Origin of the sequence: Paracoccus sp. SCN 68-21 (assembly GCF_001724535.1) — a bacterium.
GTDB classification, from domain to species: Bacteria; Pseudomonadota; Alphaproteobacteria; order Rhodobacterales; family Rhodobacteraceae; genus Paracoccus; species Paracoccus hibiscisoli.
On sequence record NZ_MEES01000004.1, the window covers coordinates 1 to 17667 of the forward strand.

Sequence of the window (17667 nt, forward strand, 5' to 3'; positions counted from 1 at the left end):
AAGATCGACGGTGGCCGCCAGCCTCACCACCGGCCGCGCGCTGCGCTACGCCAAGGGCTCCGCCCGCGGTCTCCTACACCAAGCCTTGGGACACGGCCCCAGTGACACGGCGTTCCACGCATTCAGGCGGGGGGATTGGACATTCAGCGACCGCCGTGTGGGGCTCGGTGGACCATGCACTACGCAGCAAAGGCGATGATCCATCACCAAGGGCATGGCTGATGAGCGTCGCAGGGACTTCGCTGCGGAGCGCACCGGGTCCTGCCGTTCGTAATTTGCGACGGATCGAACGAAGATGAACTGCTCGGGGGCTACCTTCCGGACCCCGACCCGGGAGGGGTCGCCGTATCGGGATCGGCGAACTCGTCGCGCCTTTGAGTCCGCATTCCCTCAAGGTGATCGGTAGGTCCGAACATCAACCAAAAGGTGTGTGATTGAATGGTTTCTGTCGGCCATCCCAACCATAAGATCGGATCTTCGACAGCCGCGCAGCGCATTGCGGCCGATATTCCTTGTCCGACTGCCTGACACGCTCGGCGCGCATGATCGGCCCCTCCTCTCATCCGTACAACAGGCCAGGTCAGCGCTTGTCCGGGCGCATGTCTGCTGGGGACGCCTCTGTCGGCTAAATGGCCGGGCCGATATGGGATGACGGGGCATACTGTGAGGCGAATTGAGGGCAAACGCATAGGAGCATGAATGCATGACAAGAAATCCCGCATGAGGACCGGTTGAATAAGACGACGGGCGCGACTGGATCGAGATCGCGCTTTGCTCTCTCAAGGATTGTCGATGAAGTGCCGTTTGAGACGACCGGCGCCCGGCGACTTTCCCTTCTGCCACACCCGTAGACGCAGCGATCATTGTCTAGCTGTGATTAGGCACGAGGCGAGACCCTGGCTGACCTGGATCCAAATGTCCGCCGCCAGATCGATCCCCGAATTAGGCCGTTCGTCAGGTGGATAAGGTGTGCGATTGCGGAATGGTCATGCGCTGCGAGGGTGCTGATGTCGCCTGAGAGGTAAGCCATGGGCGCCCTCCCAGGGGTAGGGGGCGACGGAGCGATCCGCAGGGCGTTTTCGGACGTTACCCGACACGCGCCTCCGCGCCAGAATGCGCGGCGCCCGGGGCCCTCGTGCAATGCCGTGGCAATGCCCATGGTGGGGACGCATCGGGTCGGGGTCTGCTGCTCCGCACCGGTCGGGCACGCCGGACCCCTTTTCGCCGATGCCAGCTGGTCGAAGACCGGGACCCGCCGGTCGTGCAGACAGCCGCGAATGCGCAAGGCAGGGGCATGCCGGCAGGATCAAACCCGGCCTCACCGGATGCCGCAACCGCATGGCAGTCTTTGCGCGGGACCGAAGGGCAGGCCGTCGGCGGGAATGCGATTGCCAAAAGTGGTGGAAACGCATGGCACGCAGCCCGGCACAATCGCCCATGTTTGCGCCCGACGGCCGACCGCCTTGATGCCCCTGGCCTTTGACGGCTTCGTCGCGCTGAGCGCGCGTGCCCCGTCTGCCTGTCTGACCGGCGTCGAACGCGATCGCGTCATGTGTCCCGCGCCGACCTTCCCGGCATCGGGAGGGTCCCTCCGGACCGACGTGTCGCGGCGGCCGGGGGACACATCCCGGCGGGCATCCTCGCGTAAGCCAGTGCAGCACCCCCCGACCTCTGCGCAGCCGGACCGGACGAGGCCGTCACCATGCTCCGCAGTCCGACGATGCGGGGCTGTCACGGACCTCATCGGTCGAACCATGGGACCGGTCGCCCCACGGTTCGGGCCCGATGGCGCCATGGCCACGGCAAAGAGGGCAGGCCACGCCCTGAGCCCTCCGTGACGCCATACGCGGACTCTCAGATCGCCCCCGTCCCCATCAAAAAAACCCGCTCAGTCATGCGTGACAATCACTACGGCATGGACGCCGTATGGGCCGGAACGGTCGTCACCCGTAATGTCTGGGGTGCGGGGCTGGATGGACGAAGGACAGAGGATCGACATGCATGATTGTCGGCTTTCGATTGGAGCGCAGGCAGCCGCCTTGCATTTCCGGCAACGGCATTCCCTTTTTGATCACGCGGCGCGTGAATACACCTGCATCGGCGGGCGGGTGCTGAAGAGATCGTGGTGCCAGATGCAAGATGAGATCGGGTCCGGTGTAAGGGGGCACGAACCGCTGCCTTCTGATGCCTCAATGGGGAGCGGCTTCTATCGTGGCAAGATCGCCCGCCACGGTCTTGGCGGCAGCAGGCAAAGACCGACGCATTCTCTTGCATCAAGTATGTCCGGAGAAAGGTCGAGAAGCTGTTTGCCCGCTCTCAGGCGGATGATGCCATTGAGCGGTTGCGGCGGGGTGAACGGCGAAATGAACGACTGTTCCGTCGCCGAAAGGGTGCAGAACCTGCGCGCACCCACGGTAAATATCCCGATGACCGGAGGAGTTGGCGCCAGCCGCGCAGCGGCTCGTTCTGCCGGAACGACGACAAGACTGACAGGACGCCTATCGCAACACGACCCGCTGACTGCCAAGGACAGCCCGGATTCCGGTTTGGAAAGCCTGCTTTCCAATGGAAAAAGCCCCGGTCACGACCGGGGCTTGCAGGGATTGTCGGGGAATGGCGATCAGTCGGGCACGGTGGACTGATTGGGGTCCAGCCCGATATGCGTGCCAAGCGCCTGCATGTCGCCCAAGAGCTTGACGGCGGCGGTCACGATCTCTTCTCCGACCTGCTCGCGTCGGTCGGTGGCGTTGCGATGCACGCGGTGGGCGTCGCGCAGCATGTCGTTATAGACCTCCTGCGTCAGCTCCTCGCGCGGGTGACCGCGTTCGGCCAGCAGGCTGACGCTGTCCTGATTGATCTCGGCAAAGCCGCCGGTCACGGCGAATTCGCTGGTGGTGCCGTCGGCACCGACCAGGATCACCATGCCCGGACGCAGGGTCACGATCGTGGGCGCATGGCCGGGCATGGCGGTCAGATCGCCATCGCTGCCCGGCAGGCGCACCTCGCGCACGGGAACGGAGGCGAGGCTCCGTTCCGGCGACACGAGGTCGAACTGCATGGTATCGGCCATTGTGCCTCCTTACGCCGCTTCTGCGGCCAGACGCTGTGCCTTGGCCTTCACGTCCTCGATGTCGCCGACCATGTAGAAGGCCGATTCCGGCAGGTGGTCGTATTCACCCGCGACGACCGCCTTGAACGAGGCGATGGTCTTTTCCAGCGGCACCTGGACGCCGTCCGAACCGGTGAAGACCTTGGCGACGTCGAAGGGCTGCGACAGGAAGCGCTGGATTTTGCGCGCGCGGGTCACGGTCAGCTTGTCCTCTTCGGACAGCTCGTCCATGCCCAGGATCGCGATGATGTCCTGCAGCGACTTGTACTTCTGCAGGATGCCCTGCACGTCGCGCGCCACCTGGTAATGCTCCTCGCCGACGACGGCGGGGTCCAGGATGCGGCTGTTCGAGTCCAGCGGGTCCACGGCCGGGTAGATGCCCAGTTCCGAGATCGCACGCGACAGAACGGTCGTGGCGTCCAGGTGGGCAAAGGTCGTGGCCGGCGCCGGGTCGGTGAGGTCGTCGGCCGGGACGTAGACGGCCTGGATCGAGGTGATCGAGCCGTTCTTGGTCGAGGTGATGCGTTCCTGCATCGCGCCCATGTCGGTCGCCAGCGTCGGCTGATAGCCCACGGCGGACGGGATGCGGCCCAGCAGAGCCGACACTTCGGACCCGGCCTGGGTGAAGCGGAAGATGTTGTCCACGAAGAACAGCACGTCCGTGCCCGAGGCGTCGCGGAACTGTTCCGCCAGGGTCAGACCGGTCAGGGCGACTCGCATGCGGGCGCCCGGCGGCTCGTTCATCTGGCCATAGACCAGCGCCACCTTCGACTCCGACAGGTTGTCGGGGACGATGACGCCCGATTCGACCATCTCATGATACAGGTCGTTGCCTTCGCGGGTACGCTCACCCACGCCTGCGAACACGGAATAGCCCGAGTGCACCTTGGCGATGTTGTTGATCAGTTCCATGATCAGAACCGTCTTGCCCACGCCGGCGCCGCCGAACAGGCCAATCTTGCCGCCCTTGGAGTAGGGGGCCAGCAGGTCGATGACCTTGATGCCGGTCACCAGGATCTCCGAGCTGGTCGCCTGCGCGGCGAAGTCGGGTGCCGGCTGGTGGATGGCGCGGGTCTCGCTGGCGGCCAGGTCGGCGCCTTCGTCGACGGGCTCGCCCACGACGTTCAGGATGCGGCCCAGGGTCACGTCGCCCACGGGCACCATGATCGGGTTGCCGGTGTCGGTCACGACCTCGCCGCGGACCAGACCTTCGGTCGCGTCCATGGCGATGGTGCGGACGGTGTTCTCGCCCAGATGCTGGGCAACTTCCAGCACCAGCTTCTTGCCGTTGTTGGTCGTCACCAGCGCGTTCAGAATCGCCGGAAGCTGGTCTTCGAACTGCACGTCAACGACGGCGCCGATCACCTGCGTGATTTTACCAGTGGCCTCTGCCATGTTGTCACCTTTGCTTTACGGTCAGAGCGCCTCGGCGCCCGCAATGATTTCGATCAGCTCCGTGGTGATCGCAGCCTGACGCGAGCGGTTGTACTGCGTCGTCAGTCGGTCGATCATGTCGCCCGCGTTGCGCGTGGCGTTGTCCATGGCACTCATCCGCGCGCCCTGCTCGGACGCTGCATTCTCCAGAAGGGCGGCAAAGATCTGCGTCGCGACGGATCGCGGCAGCAGTTCGGCCAGCAGCGCGTCCTCACCCGGTTCGTAATCGTACAGCGCGTTGGCGGTGGCCCCTTCGGGCACCTCGGCGGGGATGATCTGCCGCGCGGTCGGGATCTGGCTGATTACCGATTCGAAGCGGTTGTAGAAGATCGTCGCCACGTCGAAATCGCCGCCGTCGAAACGGGCCAGAACCTCGTCCGTGATGGCGCGGGCGGTGTCATAGCCCATGCGCTTGACCTCGGAGAGGTCGACATGATGCACGAACAGGCTGCCATAGTCGCGCTTAAGCTGCTCGCGGCCCTTCTTGCCGACGGTCAGGATCGCGACGTCCTTGCCTTCGGCCCGCAGCCGGTCGGCATGAACGCGCGCCAGACGCACGATTGAGCTGTTGAAGCCCCCGGCCAGGCCGCGCTCCGCCGTCATCACGACCAGCAGGTGACGCTTGTCCTCACCCGTGCCGGCCAGCAGGCGCGGCGCGCCCGACTGGCCTGCCGCATTCGCGGTCAGGCCGGCCATGACGGCCGCCATGCGGTCGGCATAGGGGCGCGCGGCCTCCGCCGCCTCCTGCGCACGGCGCAGTTTGGCGGCGGCGACCATCTGCATCGCCTTGGTGATCTTGCGCGTGTTCTTGACGCTGCCGATCCGGTTCTTGAGATCCTTGAGACTGGGCATCTATTCCCCCTCTCAGGCGCGGGTGCTGTTGTATTCGTCCAGCACCGCCTTGATCGCATTTTCCAGATCGCCGCTGACCTTGCGGTCGTTGCGGGTCATGTCGTCCAGCAGGTCGGACTTCTGGCTGCGCAGGAACTGGATCAGACCCTCTTCCCAGGCCACGATCTCGCGGACGGGAACCTGGTCGATATAGCCCTTGGTCCCGGCATAGATCACGATCACGATCTCGGCGTTGGTCAGCGGACGATACTGCGGCTGCTTCATCAGCTCAGTCAGGCGGGCACCCCGGTTCAGCAGGCGCTGAGTCGCGGCGTCCAGGTCCGAACCGAACTGGGCAAAGGCCGCCATCTCGCGGTACTGCGCCAGCTCCAGCTTGACCGGACCTGCGACGGATTTCATCGCCTTGGTCTGGGCGGCAGACCCCACGCGGCTGACCGACAGACCGGTGTTCACGGCCGGGCGGACGCCCTGGAAGAACAGTTCCGTCTCCAGGAAGATCTGGCCGTCGGTGATCGAGATCACGTTGGTCGGGATATAGGCCGACACGTCGCCCGCCTGCGTCTCGATGATCGGCAGCGCGGTCAGCGAGCCCGAGCCATTGGCCTCGTTCAGCTTGGCCGAACGCTCCAGCAGGCGCGAGTGCAGATAGAACACGTCCCCCGGATAGGCTTCGCGTCCGGGCGGACGGCGCAGCAGCAGCGACATCTGGCGATAGGCCACGGCCTGCTTGGACAGATCGTCATAGATGATCAGCGCGTCCATGCCGTTATCGCGGAAATACTCGCCGATCGCGGTGCCGGAATAGGGCGCCAGGAACTGCATCGGCGCCGGGTCGGACGCGGTCGCGGCCACGACGGTGGTGTAGGCCATGGCGCCGGTCTCTTCCAGCTTCTTGACCAGCTGGGCCACGGTCGAACGCTTCTGGCCGACGGCGACATAGATGCAGTGCAGGGTCTTCATGCCCTCGGCCTCGCGGCCGTTATAGCTCATCTGGTTCAGGATCGTGTCCAGCGCGATCGCGGTCTTGCCGGTCTGGCGGTCACCGATGATCAGCTCGCGCTGGCCGCGGCCGACGGGGATCATGGCGTCCACCGACTTCAGGCCGGTTGCCATCGGCTCGTGCACCGATTTGCGCGGCATGATGCCGGGGGCCTTCATGTCGGCGATGCGGCGCTCGGTCGTCTCGATCGGGCCCTTGCCGTCGATCGGGTTGCCCAGGCCGTCCACGACGCGGCCCAGCAGGGCCTTGCCGACCGGAACGTCCACGATCGAGCGCGTGCGCTTGACGGTGTCGCCTTCCTTGATCGAGCGGTCGTCGCCGAAGATCACGATACCGACGTTGTCGGTCTCGAGGTTCAGCACCATGCCGCGGATTCCGCCGGGGAATTCGACCATCTCGCCGGCCTGGACCTTGTCCAGACCATAGACGCGCGCGATGCCGTCACCGACGGACAGGACCTGACCAACTTCGGCAACTTCGGCGTCCTGGCCGAAGTTCTTGATCTGCTCCTTGAGGATCGCCGAAATTTCGGCAGCCTGGATTCCCATTATCCGACCTCTTTCATGACATTCTGCAGGGAAGCGAGCTTCGAGCGGACCGAGCTGTCGATCATCTGCGAGCCCAACTTGACAATCATGCCGCCGATGAGGGTCTCATCGACGCGCGTGTTCAGCTTGACCGTCTTGCCCGATTTCTCGGCCAGGGTCTGTTTCAGGCGGTCCATCTGCGCATCCGTCAGCGCGATGGCGCTGGTGACGTCGGCGGTGACCTCGCCGCGCTCGGCGGCGATCAGGTCGGACAGGCGCGACACCATGTGCGGCAGCACGAACAGCCGGCGGTTCTGCGCCATCAGCTGCAGCGTGTTGGCCAGCACCGGCGACAGCTGCATCCGGGTGGCCAGCGCGCCGATGGCGCGGGCCTGCTGATCGCGTGAATAGATCGGGCTGGCGATCAGGTCGCGCAGCTCGGCGCTGTCGTGCAGGGCCGCGTCCAGATCGGCGGTCTGGGTCGCCAGGGCGTCGATGCCCCCGCCTTCCTTCGCGATCTCGAAGACGGCCTGCGCATAGCGTCCGGCGATGCTCTGGGAAATGGAAGCAGAGTTGGCCACGGTCATCCTTTACGGTTTGCCCAAACCCCGCTGGCGGGCCGGGCTGTCGCCTGGTCTGTCGCGGGGTGCGGGTCGCGGTCGCGCGGCTGATGGAAGGTCGCGCGCAAATCTGGGGCGTCTCTAGCAGGTGATTTGACGCCCGGCAACCTACAAGGGCAGGGAAACGCGGGCCTTTGCGACAAAGGGCGCAGGTTTACGAAAACCCCCGACGGGCAGCGCTAACACCCGTCCTAAACGGCCCGCCCCTCATGCGGCAGGATGTCGCATCAGCGGCGGGATTCAGTCGCTTTTGCGGGCGGTGGGGGCGGTTTGCGGGCGGGGGCGCGCCACGCCGTCCAGGATCTCCAGCGGGCTGGGCACATGGATTCGCACCCCCGGACCGACCGGGGCGCGGGTCTGGCGGGACAGCTCGACCAGGATCACGCCCGCGATCAGCACCCGGCTGATGCGCGCGCCGGTGCGTTCCCAGAACTGGGCGCTGCGCAACCAGAATCGCCTGTCCGAGGGCGGGATATAGACCGCGCTGCCGTGCCAGTCGTTCTGGAACCCCGCGCGGCGCATCTGCGCCTCGACCTGGCCGGTGGTGTAGGACCGACCGAAGCCAAAAGGCGTGCGGTCCGACGCCGCCCACAGGCCCGCCCGGTTCGGCACCATCAGCATCATCCGCCCCCCCGGTCCCAGGCAGCGCCAGGCCTCGGCCAGCAATTCGCGCGGATGCTCGCTGGTTTCCAGCCCGTGCAGCATGACCAGGCGGTCCAGGCTGCCGGTCTCGATCGGCCAGGCTGTCTCGTCGCACAGGACCGAATGGTTGGCCTGGCCCGCGGGCCAACCCATCACCCCCTGCGGCCCGGGCATCAGCGCCGTCACCCGGCGCGCTGTCGGCAGATAGGGCCGCAGCATCGGCGCGGCAAAGCCGAACCCCGCCACCGTCATGCCCGTGCAGCCCCCCGGCGCCCACCGCGCGGTCAGCCGGTCGCGCAGGATGCGCTGGACCACGCGGCCAAGCGCCCGCTGGTAATAAAAGCGCCGCAGCTGGTCGATGTCATGGTGCATTGCGCGCAGGTCCCGGTTTTGACAGGCTCAGGTGAACACAAGGTCAAGGATTTGCCAATGCCGCTGGAACTGGTCACGCTGCGCTGCCTCAAGGACAACTATGCCTACCTGCTGCATTCCGACGCGGGCACCGTGCTGATCGACGCCCCCGAGGCGATGCCGGTCCTGACCGAACTGGAGGCGCGGGGCTGGGGTCTGGACGCGATCCTGCTGACCCATCACCACGACGACCACATCCAGGCCGTCCCCGAGATCGTCGCGGCCACCGGGGCGCGCGTCATCGGTGCGGCCGCCGATGCGCACCGCCTGCCGCCGCTGGATGTCAGCGTGGCCCCCGGAGAGCCGCTGGAGGTGCTGGGCGAGGCGGTCGAGGTGATCGACGTGTCGGGCCACACGGTGGGCCATGTGGCGTTCCATTTGCCGGCCAGCGCCATGGCCTTCACCGCCGACAGCCTGATGGCCCTGGGCTGCGGCCGCCTGTTCGAGGGCGATCCGGCCATGATGTGGGACAGCCTGTCGCGCCTGAACGCCCTGCCCGGGGACACGCTGATCTGTTCGGGCCACGACTATTGCGCGGGCAACGGCGCCTTTGCGCTGTCCGTCGATGCCGACAACCCCGACCTGCAGGATCGCCTGGCCGCCATCGCCGAGGCGCGTAGCCCCTGCGCCCCCGCGACCCTGGCCGAAGAGCGCGCGACCAACCCGTTCCTGCGGATCTCGGCGCTGCGCGGCCCCCTTGGCATGGAGGGTCAGGACGACGCCGCGGTCTTTGCGCGGCTGCGCCGGATGAAGGACGAATTCTGACCCCCTGCGGCACCGGCGCACAGGGGGCCGGGCGCGATACGCTTGAAATGCGGGCGTTGCGACATCACATTGGCCTCAACCGGGGGAAAAACGTGGCACCTGTCGGAAAAACCACTTGATGCCAGGCGAAATCCACCAAATCTTAACCCTACCATGACAGTCTGGGCAGGTGGGCCGCGAATAGCCCATACCGCCAGCCGACTGACAGGAGACGACCGTGCCAAGTTTCTCGACCTCCCTGGAACAGGCCATTCACCAGGCGCTTGCGCTGGCGAACGAACATCGACACGAGCTTGCGACGCTGGAACATCTGTTGCTGGCGCTGACCGAGGAACCCGACGCGGTCAAGGTCATGCGCGCCTGCAACGTCGATCTGGAAGAGCTGCGCAAGACCCTGGTCGATTTCATCGAGGATGACCTGTCCACGCTGATCACCGATGTCGAAGGGTCCGAGGCGGTGCCGACGGCCGCCTTCCAGCGGGTGATCCAGCGCGCCGCCATCCATGTCCAAAGCTCGGGCCGCCAGGAGGTGACCGGGGCCAACGTGCTGGTGGCCATCTTCGCCGAACGCGAATCGAATGCGGCCTTCTTCCTGCAGGAGATGGACATGACCCGCTATGACGCGGTGAACTTCATCGCGCATGGCGTGGCCAAGAACCCGTCCTTCAACGAGCCCCGCAAGGTCGTCGGATCGGACGAGCCCGCCGAGGCCAAGCAGGCCGAGGCCGCCCCCGACCCCAAGGACGAGACCGCCCTTGGCAAGTATTGCGTGGACCTGAACGTCAAGTCCAAGAAGGGCGACGTCGACCCCCTGATCGGTCGCGAGCCCGAGGTCGAGCGCGCGATCCAGGTCCTGTGCCGCCGGCGCAAGAACAACCCGCTGCTGGTGGGCGACCCCGGCGTGGGCAAGACCGCCATCGCCGAGGGCCTGGCGCTGAAGATCACCCGCGGAGAGACCCCCGAGGTTCTGGCGGGTGCCACGATCTTCTCGTTGGACATGGGCGCGCTGTTGGCCGGCACCCGCTATCGCGGCGACTTCGAGGAGCGGCTGAAGGCCGTCGTCAAGGAGCTGGAGGCGCATCCCGATGCGATCCTGTTCATCGACGAGATCCACACCGTGATCGGTGCGGGCGCGACCTCCGGGGGCGCGATGGATGCGTCGAACCTGCTGAAGCCCGCGCTGGCGGGCGGTAAGCTGCGTTGCATGGGGTCCACGACCTACAAGGAGTATCGCCAGCACTTCGAAAAGGACCGCGCGCTGAGCCGCCGGTTCCAGAAGATCGACGTGAACGAGCCTTCGGTGCCCGACACCATCAAGATTCTGATGGGTCTCAAGCCGCATTTCGAGGCGCATCACGACCTGCGCTACACCAATGACGCGATCAAGTCGGCGGTGGAGCTGGCTGCGCGCTATATCAATGACCGCAAGCTGCCCGACAGCGCCATCGACGTCATCGACGAGGCGGGCGCGGCACAGCATCTGGTCAGCGAAAGCAAGCGCCGCAAGACGATCAGCCCCAAGGAGATCGAGGCCGTCGTCGCCAAGATCGCCCGCATCCCGCCCAAGAACGTCAGCAAGAACGACGCCGAGGTCCTGCGCGATCTGGATGCCGGTCTGAAGCGTGTCGTCTTTGGCCAGGACAACGCCATCGAGATGCTGTCCAGCGCCATCAAGCTGGCCCGCGCGGGCCTGCGCGAACCGGAAAAGCCCATCGGCAACTATCTGTTCGCAGGCCCGACCGGCGTCGGCAAGACCGAGGTGGCCAAGCAGTTGGCCTCCAGCCTGGGGGTCGAGCTGATCCGCTTCGACATGTCCGAATACATGGAGAAGCATGCCGTCAGCCGCCTGATCGGCGCGCCTCCGGGCTATGTCGGCTTTGACCAGGGCGGTCTGCTGACCGATGGCGTCGACCAGCACCCGCATTGCGTGCTGCTGCTGGACGAGATCGAAAAGGCGCATCCGGATGTGTTCAACATCCTGCTGCAGATCATGGATGCGGGCCGCTTGACCGACCATAACGGCCGGACCGTCGATTTCCGCAACGTGATCCTGATCATGACCTCGAACGCAGGGGCGGCGGATCAGGCCAAGGCGGCGATCGGCTTTGGCCGCGACCGGCGCGAGGGCGAGGACACGGCCGCGATCGAGCGGACCTTCACGCCCGAGTTCCGCAACCGTCTGGATGCGATCATCAGCTTTGCGCCCCTGTCGCGCGACGTGGTGGTCCATGTGGTCGAAAAGTTCGTGCTGCAGCTGGAGGCGCAGCTGATGGACCGCAACGTCCATATCGAACTGACCCCCGAGGCCGCCAACTGGCTGGCCGAGAAGGGCTACGACGACCGAATGGGCGCCCGCCCCCTGGGCCGCGTGATCCAGGAAAGCATCAAAAAGCCTCTGGCTGAGGAGTTGCTGTTCGGTCGCCTGACGAAGGGTGGCGTGGTCAGGGTCAATATCGAGGACGACAAACCCGTGTTCGACATCACCGGCCCCGACGCACCGCGGATTGGCAAATCCAAGACGCCCCTTCTGACTGCGGATTGATGCAGGGGTGAAGGCCCCGCCGAGATGGCGGGGCCTTCACCATTCTGGTCGGTTCGAACATCGGCATGTCCTGCCGAATGGCGGATATTGGTTCCTGCGAACTACGGATCCGTCATGCTCTGAGCGGGTGGATTGATCCTGATCACGGCCGCAGATGATGGTTGTCGCTAAGGCCACCGCGGCAAAGCACATTTCCAGACATCTGCCATATGATACGTCGCCAAGTCACAAGTCAGCCGGATGTGATCTCCATGAAGTCGCGCTTTTTGTGACAACGTTCATCATGTACGGTGTCTCGCTATGGGGACACCTGGTCTGAAGTGTCGACCATTGGGCATCTGTCATTGGATGCGTCGCCGCTGGTCGGGTTACGTCTCCCTCTGCAAGGCGTCATGGAGCCTGCTGCAGGCTGCTGCACAATGGCGCCACTCCCTGCACGCGCCGTAAGAGAGGAGTTGGCCGCCCATTCGCCCCGATGTGCGGATGCAACTTTGTATTCCGATCTCAGGCGACTTGTCCGCTGGAAAAGTTCCTTTGCTGTCGAGCGCTATTGTTCTCCCGATCCGGCGGTGGGGTGCGAGTTTTTGGTGTGCAGAACGCAGGCTGGGGGGCCTTCAGTCAGGCGGCGGCGATCAGATAGTCCTCGATCGGTTCCCTTTTCGGCATTCCTATCACGATCCGGGCAAGGGCGGCGTGATCGTTTTCGCCCTCAGAGCGATTGAGGACGGGCCTGGCTATTTTCCTCCAAGCCCGTCGCCCCGTCGAACACCGTCGCGATAGCGGGAAATGACGCTGCTCTGAACCCGCAGATCCGCGCGACTTGTGCGACCATGGTTCTTGAGACAGACCGGGCGAAGGCGCGCGATGGTCATACCCGATAGCCATATCACGTTGCTCATCGATCAGACCTCATCTGAGAGCGTGAGACACGCCAAGGGCGGCACATTACGGGGTTTGAAAACGGCGCGTCACTGGGACGAAGGTTTCGAGAGGGGCTCGAAGCAGCCGTGCCAGCCGGTCGGCACCTTGCCCCCTCTGCGCTCACAAGAGGGTAGTGTGGAAAGCCCTATGCGCCTTTTGGAGGTCCGCCCGAACATCGCGTCGGGATAGGGTCGGCATGGGCTGGGGCGGCGCGTGGTCGTCAGAGGAGCGGAGCCTTTTCGATGCGGGCCTGAAGGTCCGGGTCAAGGGCGCCGGACCCCATGACGGTCATGTGCACGTGAAGGATGCCGTGCTTCGAAACTGACCGCGCTATCGATTTCTTGAGATGGTCACCGTGGCGCTGAGTTGATCGTCGGAACCTGCCCACCGGTGAGGTCGCTCTGAAAAAGCTGCGGTCGTTCGCTGACCCGCTGCGTCATGGCGGTGGGATGCCCAAATGGGGCGGCGCGTGTCTCGGGGCAACGCGGCCTGTGCCGGAGGCCGCGGGATCGCATCGCCTCTTGGAACAAAGGCGGCTGGCCGCACTGATATGATCATCCTTGCCCCAAAATCATCGCAGGGGAGGCACAAGAATGCAGGGCGCTCCATCCGATCTTTTTTTTCCCCGCGCGACCCGTTAAGACCGGCCTGCGCAAAAGGATGGGCCCATGTTGAGATTTGCCACCCACGAAATCGGAATCCTGCGCGGAGAGGTCATGATCGTCTCCGACTATGACACCCAGGGACCGATGTGGACGGATCAGGGCGAACGCCAGGTGCGGCAGCATGTCGTGTTCAGCGAACGCTTTGTTGCGCCGCCGGTGGTGCAGCTGGGCGTGGGGATGTGGGATCTTGACCGCAGCTGCAATCAGCGCGGCGACCTGCAGGCACAGAACGTCACGCTGACCGGGTTCGACATCGTGTTCCAGACCTGGGGCGACACCCGCATCGCGCGGATGCGGGTGCAATGGACGGCGATCGGCGCCGTTCCCGACGAACAGGACTTTATCCTCTAGGCGCGGTCCAGGTTCACCGCGATCAGTCCGGCGACCTGCTGGGGGTGGGTCAGCGGGGCCATGTGACCCGCACCGGGCACCACCGCGCGGCCGACATCGGGCAGGCGCGCGGCCAGGGCATCGGCGATGCCCCGGACCACCGGCGGGCTCTCGGCCCCCTGGATCAGCAGCACCGGCGCGTCGATCTGCTCCAGCCCGCCCTCGCGCAGGATGCGGGCGCTGTCATGGCGCAGCGCATCGCCCGTGCCCGCGACCAGCCGGATCTGGCGCAGCATCGCCGCGCCGATCCGCGGCGGCACCGCGCCCCAGACCGACAGGAAGGCCGCCGCCGCCTCGGCATCGCGACCCTCGTCCAGCAGGGCCGCCATCCGGGCGTCCAGCGCATCCTGGGCGGGGTCGGGGCAGGCGGCGAACAGCACCGGCTCGATCAGGGTCAGGCTGCGCACGGCCTCGGGGGCGGCAACCGCGATGCGCAGCGCGACGGTCGCGCCGAAGCTGTGGCCGATCAGGTCCAGTGGCCGGTCGATCATCGCCGCCGCCAGCCGGGTGACTGCGGTGTGGTAATCCGGGCCGTCGGGCGTGGGCTGCCAATCGTCGCTGCGCCCGTGGCCGGGCATGTCGAACCCGCGCAGATCGATGCGGCCCGCCAGCGCGGCGGCGATGGGGCCCCAGGACGACCCGCTGCCCATCATGCAATGCAGGGCCAGCGCCGGGCGGTCGGCATCGCCCGGCCAGTGGCGCAGATGCAGCCCCGTCACAGCGTGGCCAGATGGCGGTCCAGAAAGTCCAGCCGGTCCTGGCCCCAGAACCGCTGATCGGTCTCGCGCACGATATAGAAGGGCGCGCCAAAGGCCCCCACTGCCACCGCCTGTTCCAGGTTGCGGCCATAGGTTTCGGCGCCGACGAACAGCCCCGTGTCGGCCAGCGCCGGATCGAAGCCATGCGCGGCGAGGATGTCGCGGATCACCGCGTCGTCGCTGATGTCGCGGTTTTCGGCCCAGACTGCGCGCAGGAAACCGTGCACCAGCCCGCCCAGATCGCCGCCGCCCGCCTCCTGCGCCGCGATGATCGCATAGGAGGAGGGGGCCATGTTCACCGGCCAATGCGCCGGTTTCAGGGTCAGGGGCATGCCCAGATGGTCGGCCCACCGGGGCAGCTCCTGGTTGCGGTAGTCCATGCGGCTGGCGTGGCGCTGTGCGGGGCGCACGCCGCCGGTGCGGTCGAACAGTTGCAGCACATCCAGCGGCCGATAGGTGATCTGCGCGCCGTGTCGGGCGGCGATCCGTTCCAGCCGGTCGCCCGCCAGATAGCACCAAGGGCTGATCGTCGCCAAGTAATAGTCGATATGGGCCATGGCTTTGTCCTTTCCGGGTTTGCCCGCAGGCTAGCGCGGTGCTAAGGCAGCCGCAATCTGACGCAACCGCCAAAGGCCCCGCCCCATGCCCGTCATGACCGAACCCAAGCTGATTTCCGGAAATGCCAACCGACCGCTGGCGCAAAGCATCGCGCGGCGCATGTCCCTGCACCGGGGCATGAGCGTCAACCTGCTGGATGCGCGGGTGGAGCGGTTCAACGACGCCGAGATCTTCGTCGAGGTCTATGAGAACGTGCGCGGCGAGGACATGTACATCATCCAGCCGACCTCGAACCCGGCCAATGACAACCTGATGGAACTGCTGATCATGGTCGATGCGCTGAAGCGGTCGTCGGCCGCGCGCATCACCGCCGTGATCCCCTATTTCGGCTATGCCCGCCAGGACCGCCGCGCCAAGGCCCGCACGCCCATCACCGCCAAGCTGGTCGCGAACCTGCTGACCAATGCGGGGATCGACCGGGTGCTGACGCTGGACTTGCATGCGGCGCAGATCCAGGGGTTCTTCGACATTCCGGTGGACAACCTCTATGCGGCACCGGTCTTTGCGCTGGATGTGCAGCATCACTTCAAGGGCCGGATGGGCGATCTGATGGTGGTGTCGCCGGATGTGGGCGGCGTGGCCCGCGCGCGAGAGCTGGCGACCCGGATCGGCGCGCCCCTGGCCATCGTGGACAAGCGCCGCGAGAAGGCCGGCGAGGTGGCCGAGATGACCGTGATCGGCGACGTGTCGGGCAAGGCCTGCATCATCGTGGACGACATCTGCGACACGGCGGGCACGCTGTGCAAGGCGGCGCAGGTGCTGACCGACAATGGCGCGACCGAGGTGCATGCCTATATCACGCACGGTGTCCTGTCCGGTCCGGCGGTCGAGCGGGTGTCGAAATCGGTGATGAAATCGCTGGTCATCACCGATTCGATCCAGCCGACCGATGCAGTCAAGAATGCGCCCAACATCCGCATCGTGCCGACCGCGCCGATGTTCACGCAGGCGATCCTGAACATCTGGAACGGGACGTCGGTGTCCAGCCTGTTCGAGACGGACACGCTGCTGCCGATCTATGAGGGGTTGTACTCTCCCAGCTGAGGGTCGCGCCGGGCGCGGGGGCGGATGCCTCCGGCGGGGATATTTTTCTGAAGAAGAAGGGCAGGGGCCGGTGCGTGTTTGGCGCGCCGGCCCTTTGCTGTCAGAGGGCGCGCCAGCCGATGTCGCGGCGGCAGAAGCCCTGCGGCCAATCGATCGCGTCGACCAGCGCATAGGCGCGCTGATGCGCCTCGGCCAGGGTGGCGCCGCGGCCGGTGCAGGCAAGGACGCGTCCGCCCGTCGCGATGACGGTGCCGTCCTTGGTGTCGGTGCCGGCGTGGAAGGTCATCTGGAAGCTGGTTTCGGGCAGGTCCTGCAGGCCGCGGATGGCGGTGCCCTTGGTATAGGCGCCGGGATAGCCTTGGGCGGCCACGACCACGGTCAGGGCGTGGTCGTCGGCCCAGGTGACGGGCATGTCGGCCAGCCGCCCCTCGGCGCAGGCCAGAAGCAGGTCCAGCACCTGGCCGCCAAGCCGCATCATCAGTACCTGGCATTCCGGGTCGCCGAAGCGGACGTTGTATTCGACCAGCCGCGCCTGGCCGTCCGCGATCATCAGCCCGGCATAGAGCACCCCCTGGAACGGGGTGCCGCGCCGGGCCATCTCGGCGATGGTGGGGCGCACGATGCGGTCCATCACCTGATCCTGGATCGCCTGCGTCAGCACCGGGGCGGGGCTGTAGGCGCCCATGCCGCCGGTGTTTGGGCCGGTATCGCCATCGCCCATGCGCTTGTGGTCCTGGGCGGTGCCGATGGCCAGACAGTCGGTGCCGTCCGAGAGGATGAAGAAGCTGGCTTCCTCTCCGTCCATGAACTCCTCGATGACGACGGACATGTCGCCGAATGCGCCGTCGAAGATGTCGTCGATGGCGGCATGGGCCTGATCCACCGTCTCGGCCACGGTGACGCCCTTGCCGGCGGCCAAGCCGTCGGCCTTGACGACGATCGGCGCACCCTGGGCGGTCACGTAATCGCGGGCGGCGGCGGCATCGGTGAACCGGGCCCAGGCTGCAGTCGGGGCGGCGCAAGCGTCGCAGATTTCCTTGGTGAAGGTTTTGGATGCCTCCAGCTGGGCTGCGGCCTGCGACGGGCCAAAGACCAGGAAGCCCGCGTTGCGCAGGGCGTCGGACACGCCTGCGGCCAAGGGCGCCTCGGGGCCGACGATCACGAAGTCGATGGCGCTTTCCTGAGCGAACTCCAGGACCTCGGCGCGCGACAGCACGTCCAGGTCGGCGCATTCGGCGACGCCTGCGATGCCCGCATTGCCGGGCGCCACGATCAGGCGGTCGCATTTCGGGTTCTGCCGGATCGCCCAGGCCAGCGCGTGTTCGCGCCCGCCGCCGCCCAGGATCAGGATATTCATCTGCCGCCCTTT

14 protein-coding genes are annotated in these 17667 nt (G+C 65.9%); 5 read left to right on the plus strand and 9 right to left on the minus strand.

Annotation, left to right across the window (positions count from 1 at the left end; translation table 11 throughout):
• Nucleotides 1-1973: 1973 nt before the first annotated feature.
• Nucleotides 1974-2642, plus strand: a complete 669-nt coding sequence (locus tag ABS73_RS01920; protein ID WP_277023443.1) for a hypothetical protein — start codon at nucleotides 1974-1976, stop codon at nucleotides 2640-2642.
• On the opposite strand, the gene ABS73_RS01925 is transcribed toward ABS73_RS01920, so the two are convergent.
• The 6 genes from ABS73_RS01925 to ABS73_RS01950 all read right to left on the minus strand — a co-directional run bounded on the left by ABS73_RS01925 (nucleotide 2621) and on the right by ABS73_RS01950 (nucleotide 8556).
• The gene (locus tag ABS73_RS01925; RefSeq protein ID WP_277023442.1) at nucleotides 2621-3070 is read right to left on the minus strand and encodes a F0F1 ATP synthase subunit epsilon; all 450 of its coding nucleotides are present in this window, start codon (nucleotides 3068-3070) and stop codon (nucleotides 2621-2623) included. The genes ABS73_RS01920 and ABS73_RS01925 overlap by 22 nt on opposite strands.
• 9 nt (nucleotides 3071-3079) lie before the next feature.
• Nucleotides 3080-4504, minus strand: coding sequence for a F0F1 ATP synthase subunit beta (gene atpD / locus ABS73_RS01930; protein ID WP_136855680.1), 1425 nt, complete (start codon nucleotides 4502-4504; stop codon nucleotides 3080-3082).
• Between the two features lie 21 nt (nucleotides 4505-4525).
• The gene (locus ABS73_RS01935; protein ID WP_277023441.1) at nucleotides 4526-5395 is read right to left on the minus strand and encodes a F0F1 ATP synthase subunit gamma; all 870 of its coding nucleotides are present in this window, start codon (nucleotides 5393-5395) and stop codon (nucleotides 4526-4528) included.
• 12 nt (nucleotides 5396-5407) lie between these two features.
• Complete coding sequence (gene atpA, locus ABS73_RS01940; RefSeq protein ID WP_136855678.1) at nucleotides 5408-6943, minus strand: F0F1 ATP synthase subunit alpha; 1536 nt, start codon at nucleotides 6941-6943, stop codon at nucleotides 5408-5410.
• Nucleotides 6943-7509, minus strand: coding sequence for a F0F1 ATP synthase subunit delta (locus ABS73_RS01945; RefSeq protein ID WP_277023440.1), 567 nt, complete (start codon nucleotides 7507-7509; stop codon nucleotides 6943-6945). The genes atpA and ABS73_RS01945 overlap by 1 nt, the downstream gene beginning before the upstream one ends.
• A 273-nt stretch (nucleotides 7510-7782) precedes the next feature.
• Nucleotides 7783-8556 carry a methyltransferase domain-containing protein gene (locus ABS73_RS01950; protein WP_136855676.1) on the minus strand — a complete coding sequence of 258 codons (774 nt, stop codon included), beginning with the start codon at nucleotides 8554-8556 and terminating at the stop codon, nucleotides 7783-7785.
• 57 nt (nucleotides 8557-8613) lie between these two features.
• On the opposite strand from ABS73_RS01950, the gene gloB reads away from it, so the two are divergent.
• The 3 genes from gloB (at nucleotide 8614) to ABS73_RS01965 (ending at nucleotide 13839) form a co-directional block, all read left to right on the plus strand.
• The gene (gloB, locus tag ABS73_RS01955; RefSeq protein ID WP_277023439.1) at nucleotides 8614-9360 is read left to right on the plus strand and encodes a hydroxyacylglutathione hydrolase; all 747 of its coding nucleotides are present in this window, start codon (nucleotides 8614-8616) and stop codon (nucleotides 9358-9360) included.
• 217 nt (nucleotides 9361-9577) lie between these two features.
• A complete protein-coding gene (gene clpA / locus ABS73_RS01960) occupies nucleotides 9578-11902 on the plus strand; it encodes an ATP-dependent Clp protease ATP-binding subunit ClpA (protein ID WP_136855674.1) in 2325 nt (774 codons plus the stop codon).
• Between the two features lie 1589 nt (nucleotides 11903-13491).
• Nucleotides 13492-13839 (plus strand): H-type lectin domain-containing protein, encoded by a 348-nt coding sequence (locus ABS73_RS01965; RefSeq protein WP_277023438.1) that lies wholly within the window; start codon nucleotides 13492-13494, stop codon nucleotides 13837-13839.
• Here ABS73_RS01965 and ABS73_RS01970 read toward each other — a convergent pair.
• On the minus strand, nucleotides 13836-14597 hold the full coding sequence (locus tag ABS73_RS01970) for an alpha/beta fold hydrolase (RefSeq protein ID WP_277023437.1): 762 nt from the start codon (nucleotides 14595-14597) through the stop codon (nucleotides 13836-13838). The two genes, ABS73_RS01965 and ABS73_RS01970, sit on opposite strands and share 4 nt — an antisense overlap.
• Nucleotides 14594-15193, minus strand: a complete 600-nt coding sequence (locus ABS73_RS01975) for a 2-hydroxychromene-2-carboxylate isomerase (RefSeq protein WP_277023435.1) — start codon at nucleotides 15191-15193, stop codon at nucleotides 14594-14596. Before ABS73_RS01975 ends, ABS73_RS01970 begins: the two co-directional genes overlap by 4 nt.
• Before the next feature lie 85 nt (nucleotides 15194-15278).
• Here ABS73_RS01975 and ABS73_RS01980 point away from each other — a divergent pair, with 85 nt between their 5' ends.
• Nucleotides 15279-16298, plus strand: a complete 1020-nt coding sequence (locus ABS73_RS01980; protein WP_136855670.1) for a ribose-phosphate pyrophosphokinase — start codon at nucleotides 15279-15281, stop codon at nucleotides 16296-16298.
• 100 nt (nucleotides 16299-16398) lie between these two features.
• Here ABS73_RS01980 and purD read toward each other — a convergent pair whose 3' ends face one another.
• Nucleotides 16399-17655, minus strand: a complete 1257-nt coding sequence (gene purD, locus ABS73_RS01985) for a phosphoribosylamine--glycine ligase (protein ID WP_277023434.1) — start codon at nucleotides 17653-17655, stop codon at nucleotides 16399-16401.
• Nucleotides 17656-17667: the final 12 nt, after the last annotated feature.

Bases quoted from the DNA above. Each gene is read 5' to 3' on its own strand.
- ABS73_RS01920 (WP_277023443.1), top strand. From the start codon at position 1,974: ATGGACGAAGGACAGAGGATCGACATGCATGATTGTCGGCTTTCGATT.
- ABS73_RS01925 (WP_277023442.1), bottom strand. From the start codon at position 3,070: ATGGCCGATACCATGCAGTTCGACCTCGTGTCGCCGGAACGGAGCCTC.
- atpD (WP_136855680.1), bottom strand. From the start codon at position 4,504: ATGGCAGAGGCCACTGGTAAAATCACGCAGGTGATCGGCGCCGTCGTT.
- ABS73_RS01935 (WP_277023441.1), bottom strand. From the start codon at position 5,395: ATGCCCAGTCTCAAGGATCTCAAGAACCGGATCGGCAGCGTCAAGAAC.
- atpA (WP_136855678.1), bottom strand. From the start codon at position 6,943: ATGGGAATCCAGGCTGCCGAAATTTCGGCGATCCTCAAGGAGCAGATC.
- ABS73_RS01945 (WP_277023440.1), bottom strand. From the start codon at position 7,509: ATGACCGTGGCCAACTCTGCTTCCATTTCCCAGAGCATCGCCGGACGC.
- ABS73_RS01950 (WP_136855676.1), bottom strand. From the start codon at position 8,556: ATGCACCATGACATCGACCAGCTGCGGCGCTTTTATTACCAGCGGGCG.
- gloB (WP_277023439.1), top strand. From the start codon at position 8,614: ATGCCGCTGGAACTGGTCACGCTGCGCTGCCTCAAGGACAACTATGCC.
- ABS73_RS01965 (WP_277023438.1), top strand. From the start codon at position 13,492: ATGTTGAGATTTGCCACCCACGAAATCGGAATCCTGCGCGGAGAGGTC.
- ABS73_RS01975 (WP_277023435.1), bottom strand. From the start codon at position 15,193: ATGGCCCATATCGACTATTACTTGGCGACGATCAGCCCTTGGTGCTAT.
- ABS73_RS01980 (WP_136855670.1), top strand. From the start codon at position 15,279: ATGCCCGTCATGACCGAACCCAAGCTGATTTCCGGAAATGCCAACCGA.
- purD (WP_277023434.1), bottom strand. From the start codon at position 17,655: ATGAATATCCTGATCCTGGGCGGCGGCGGGCGCGAACACGCGCTGGCC.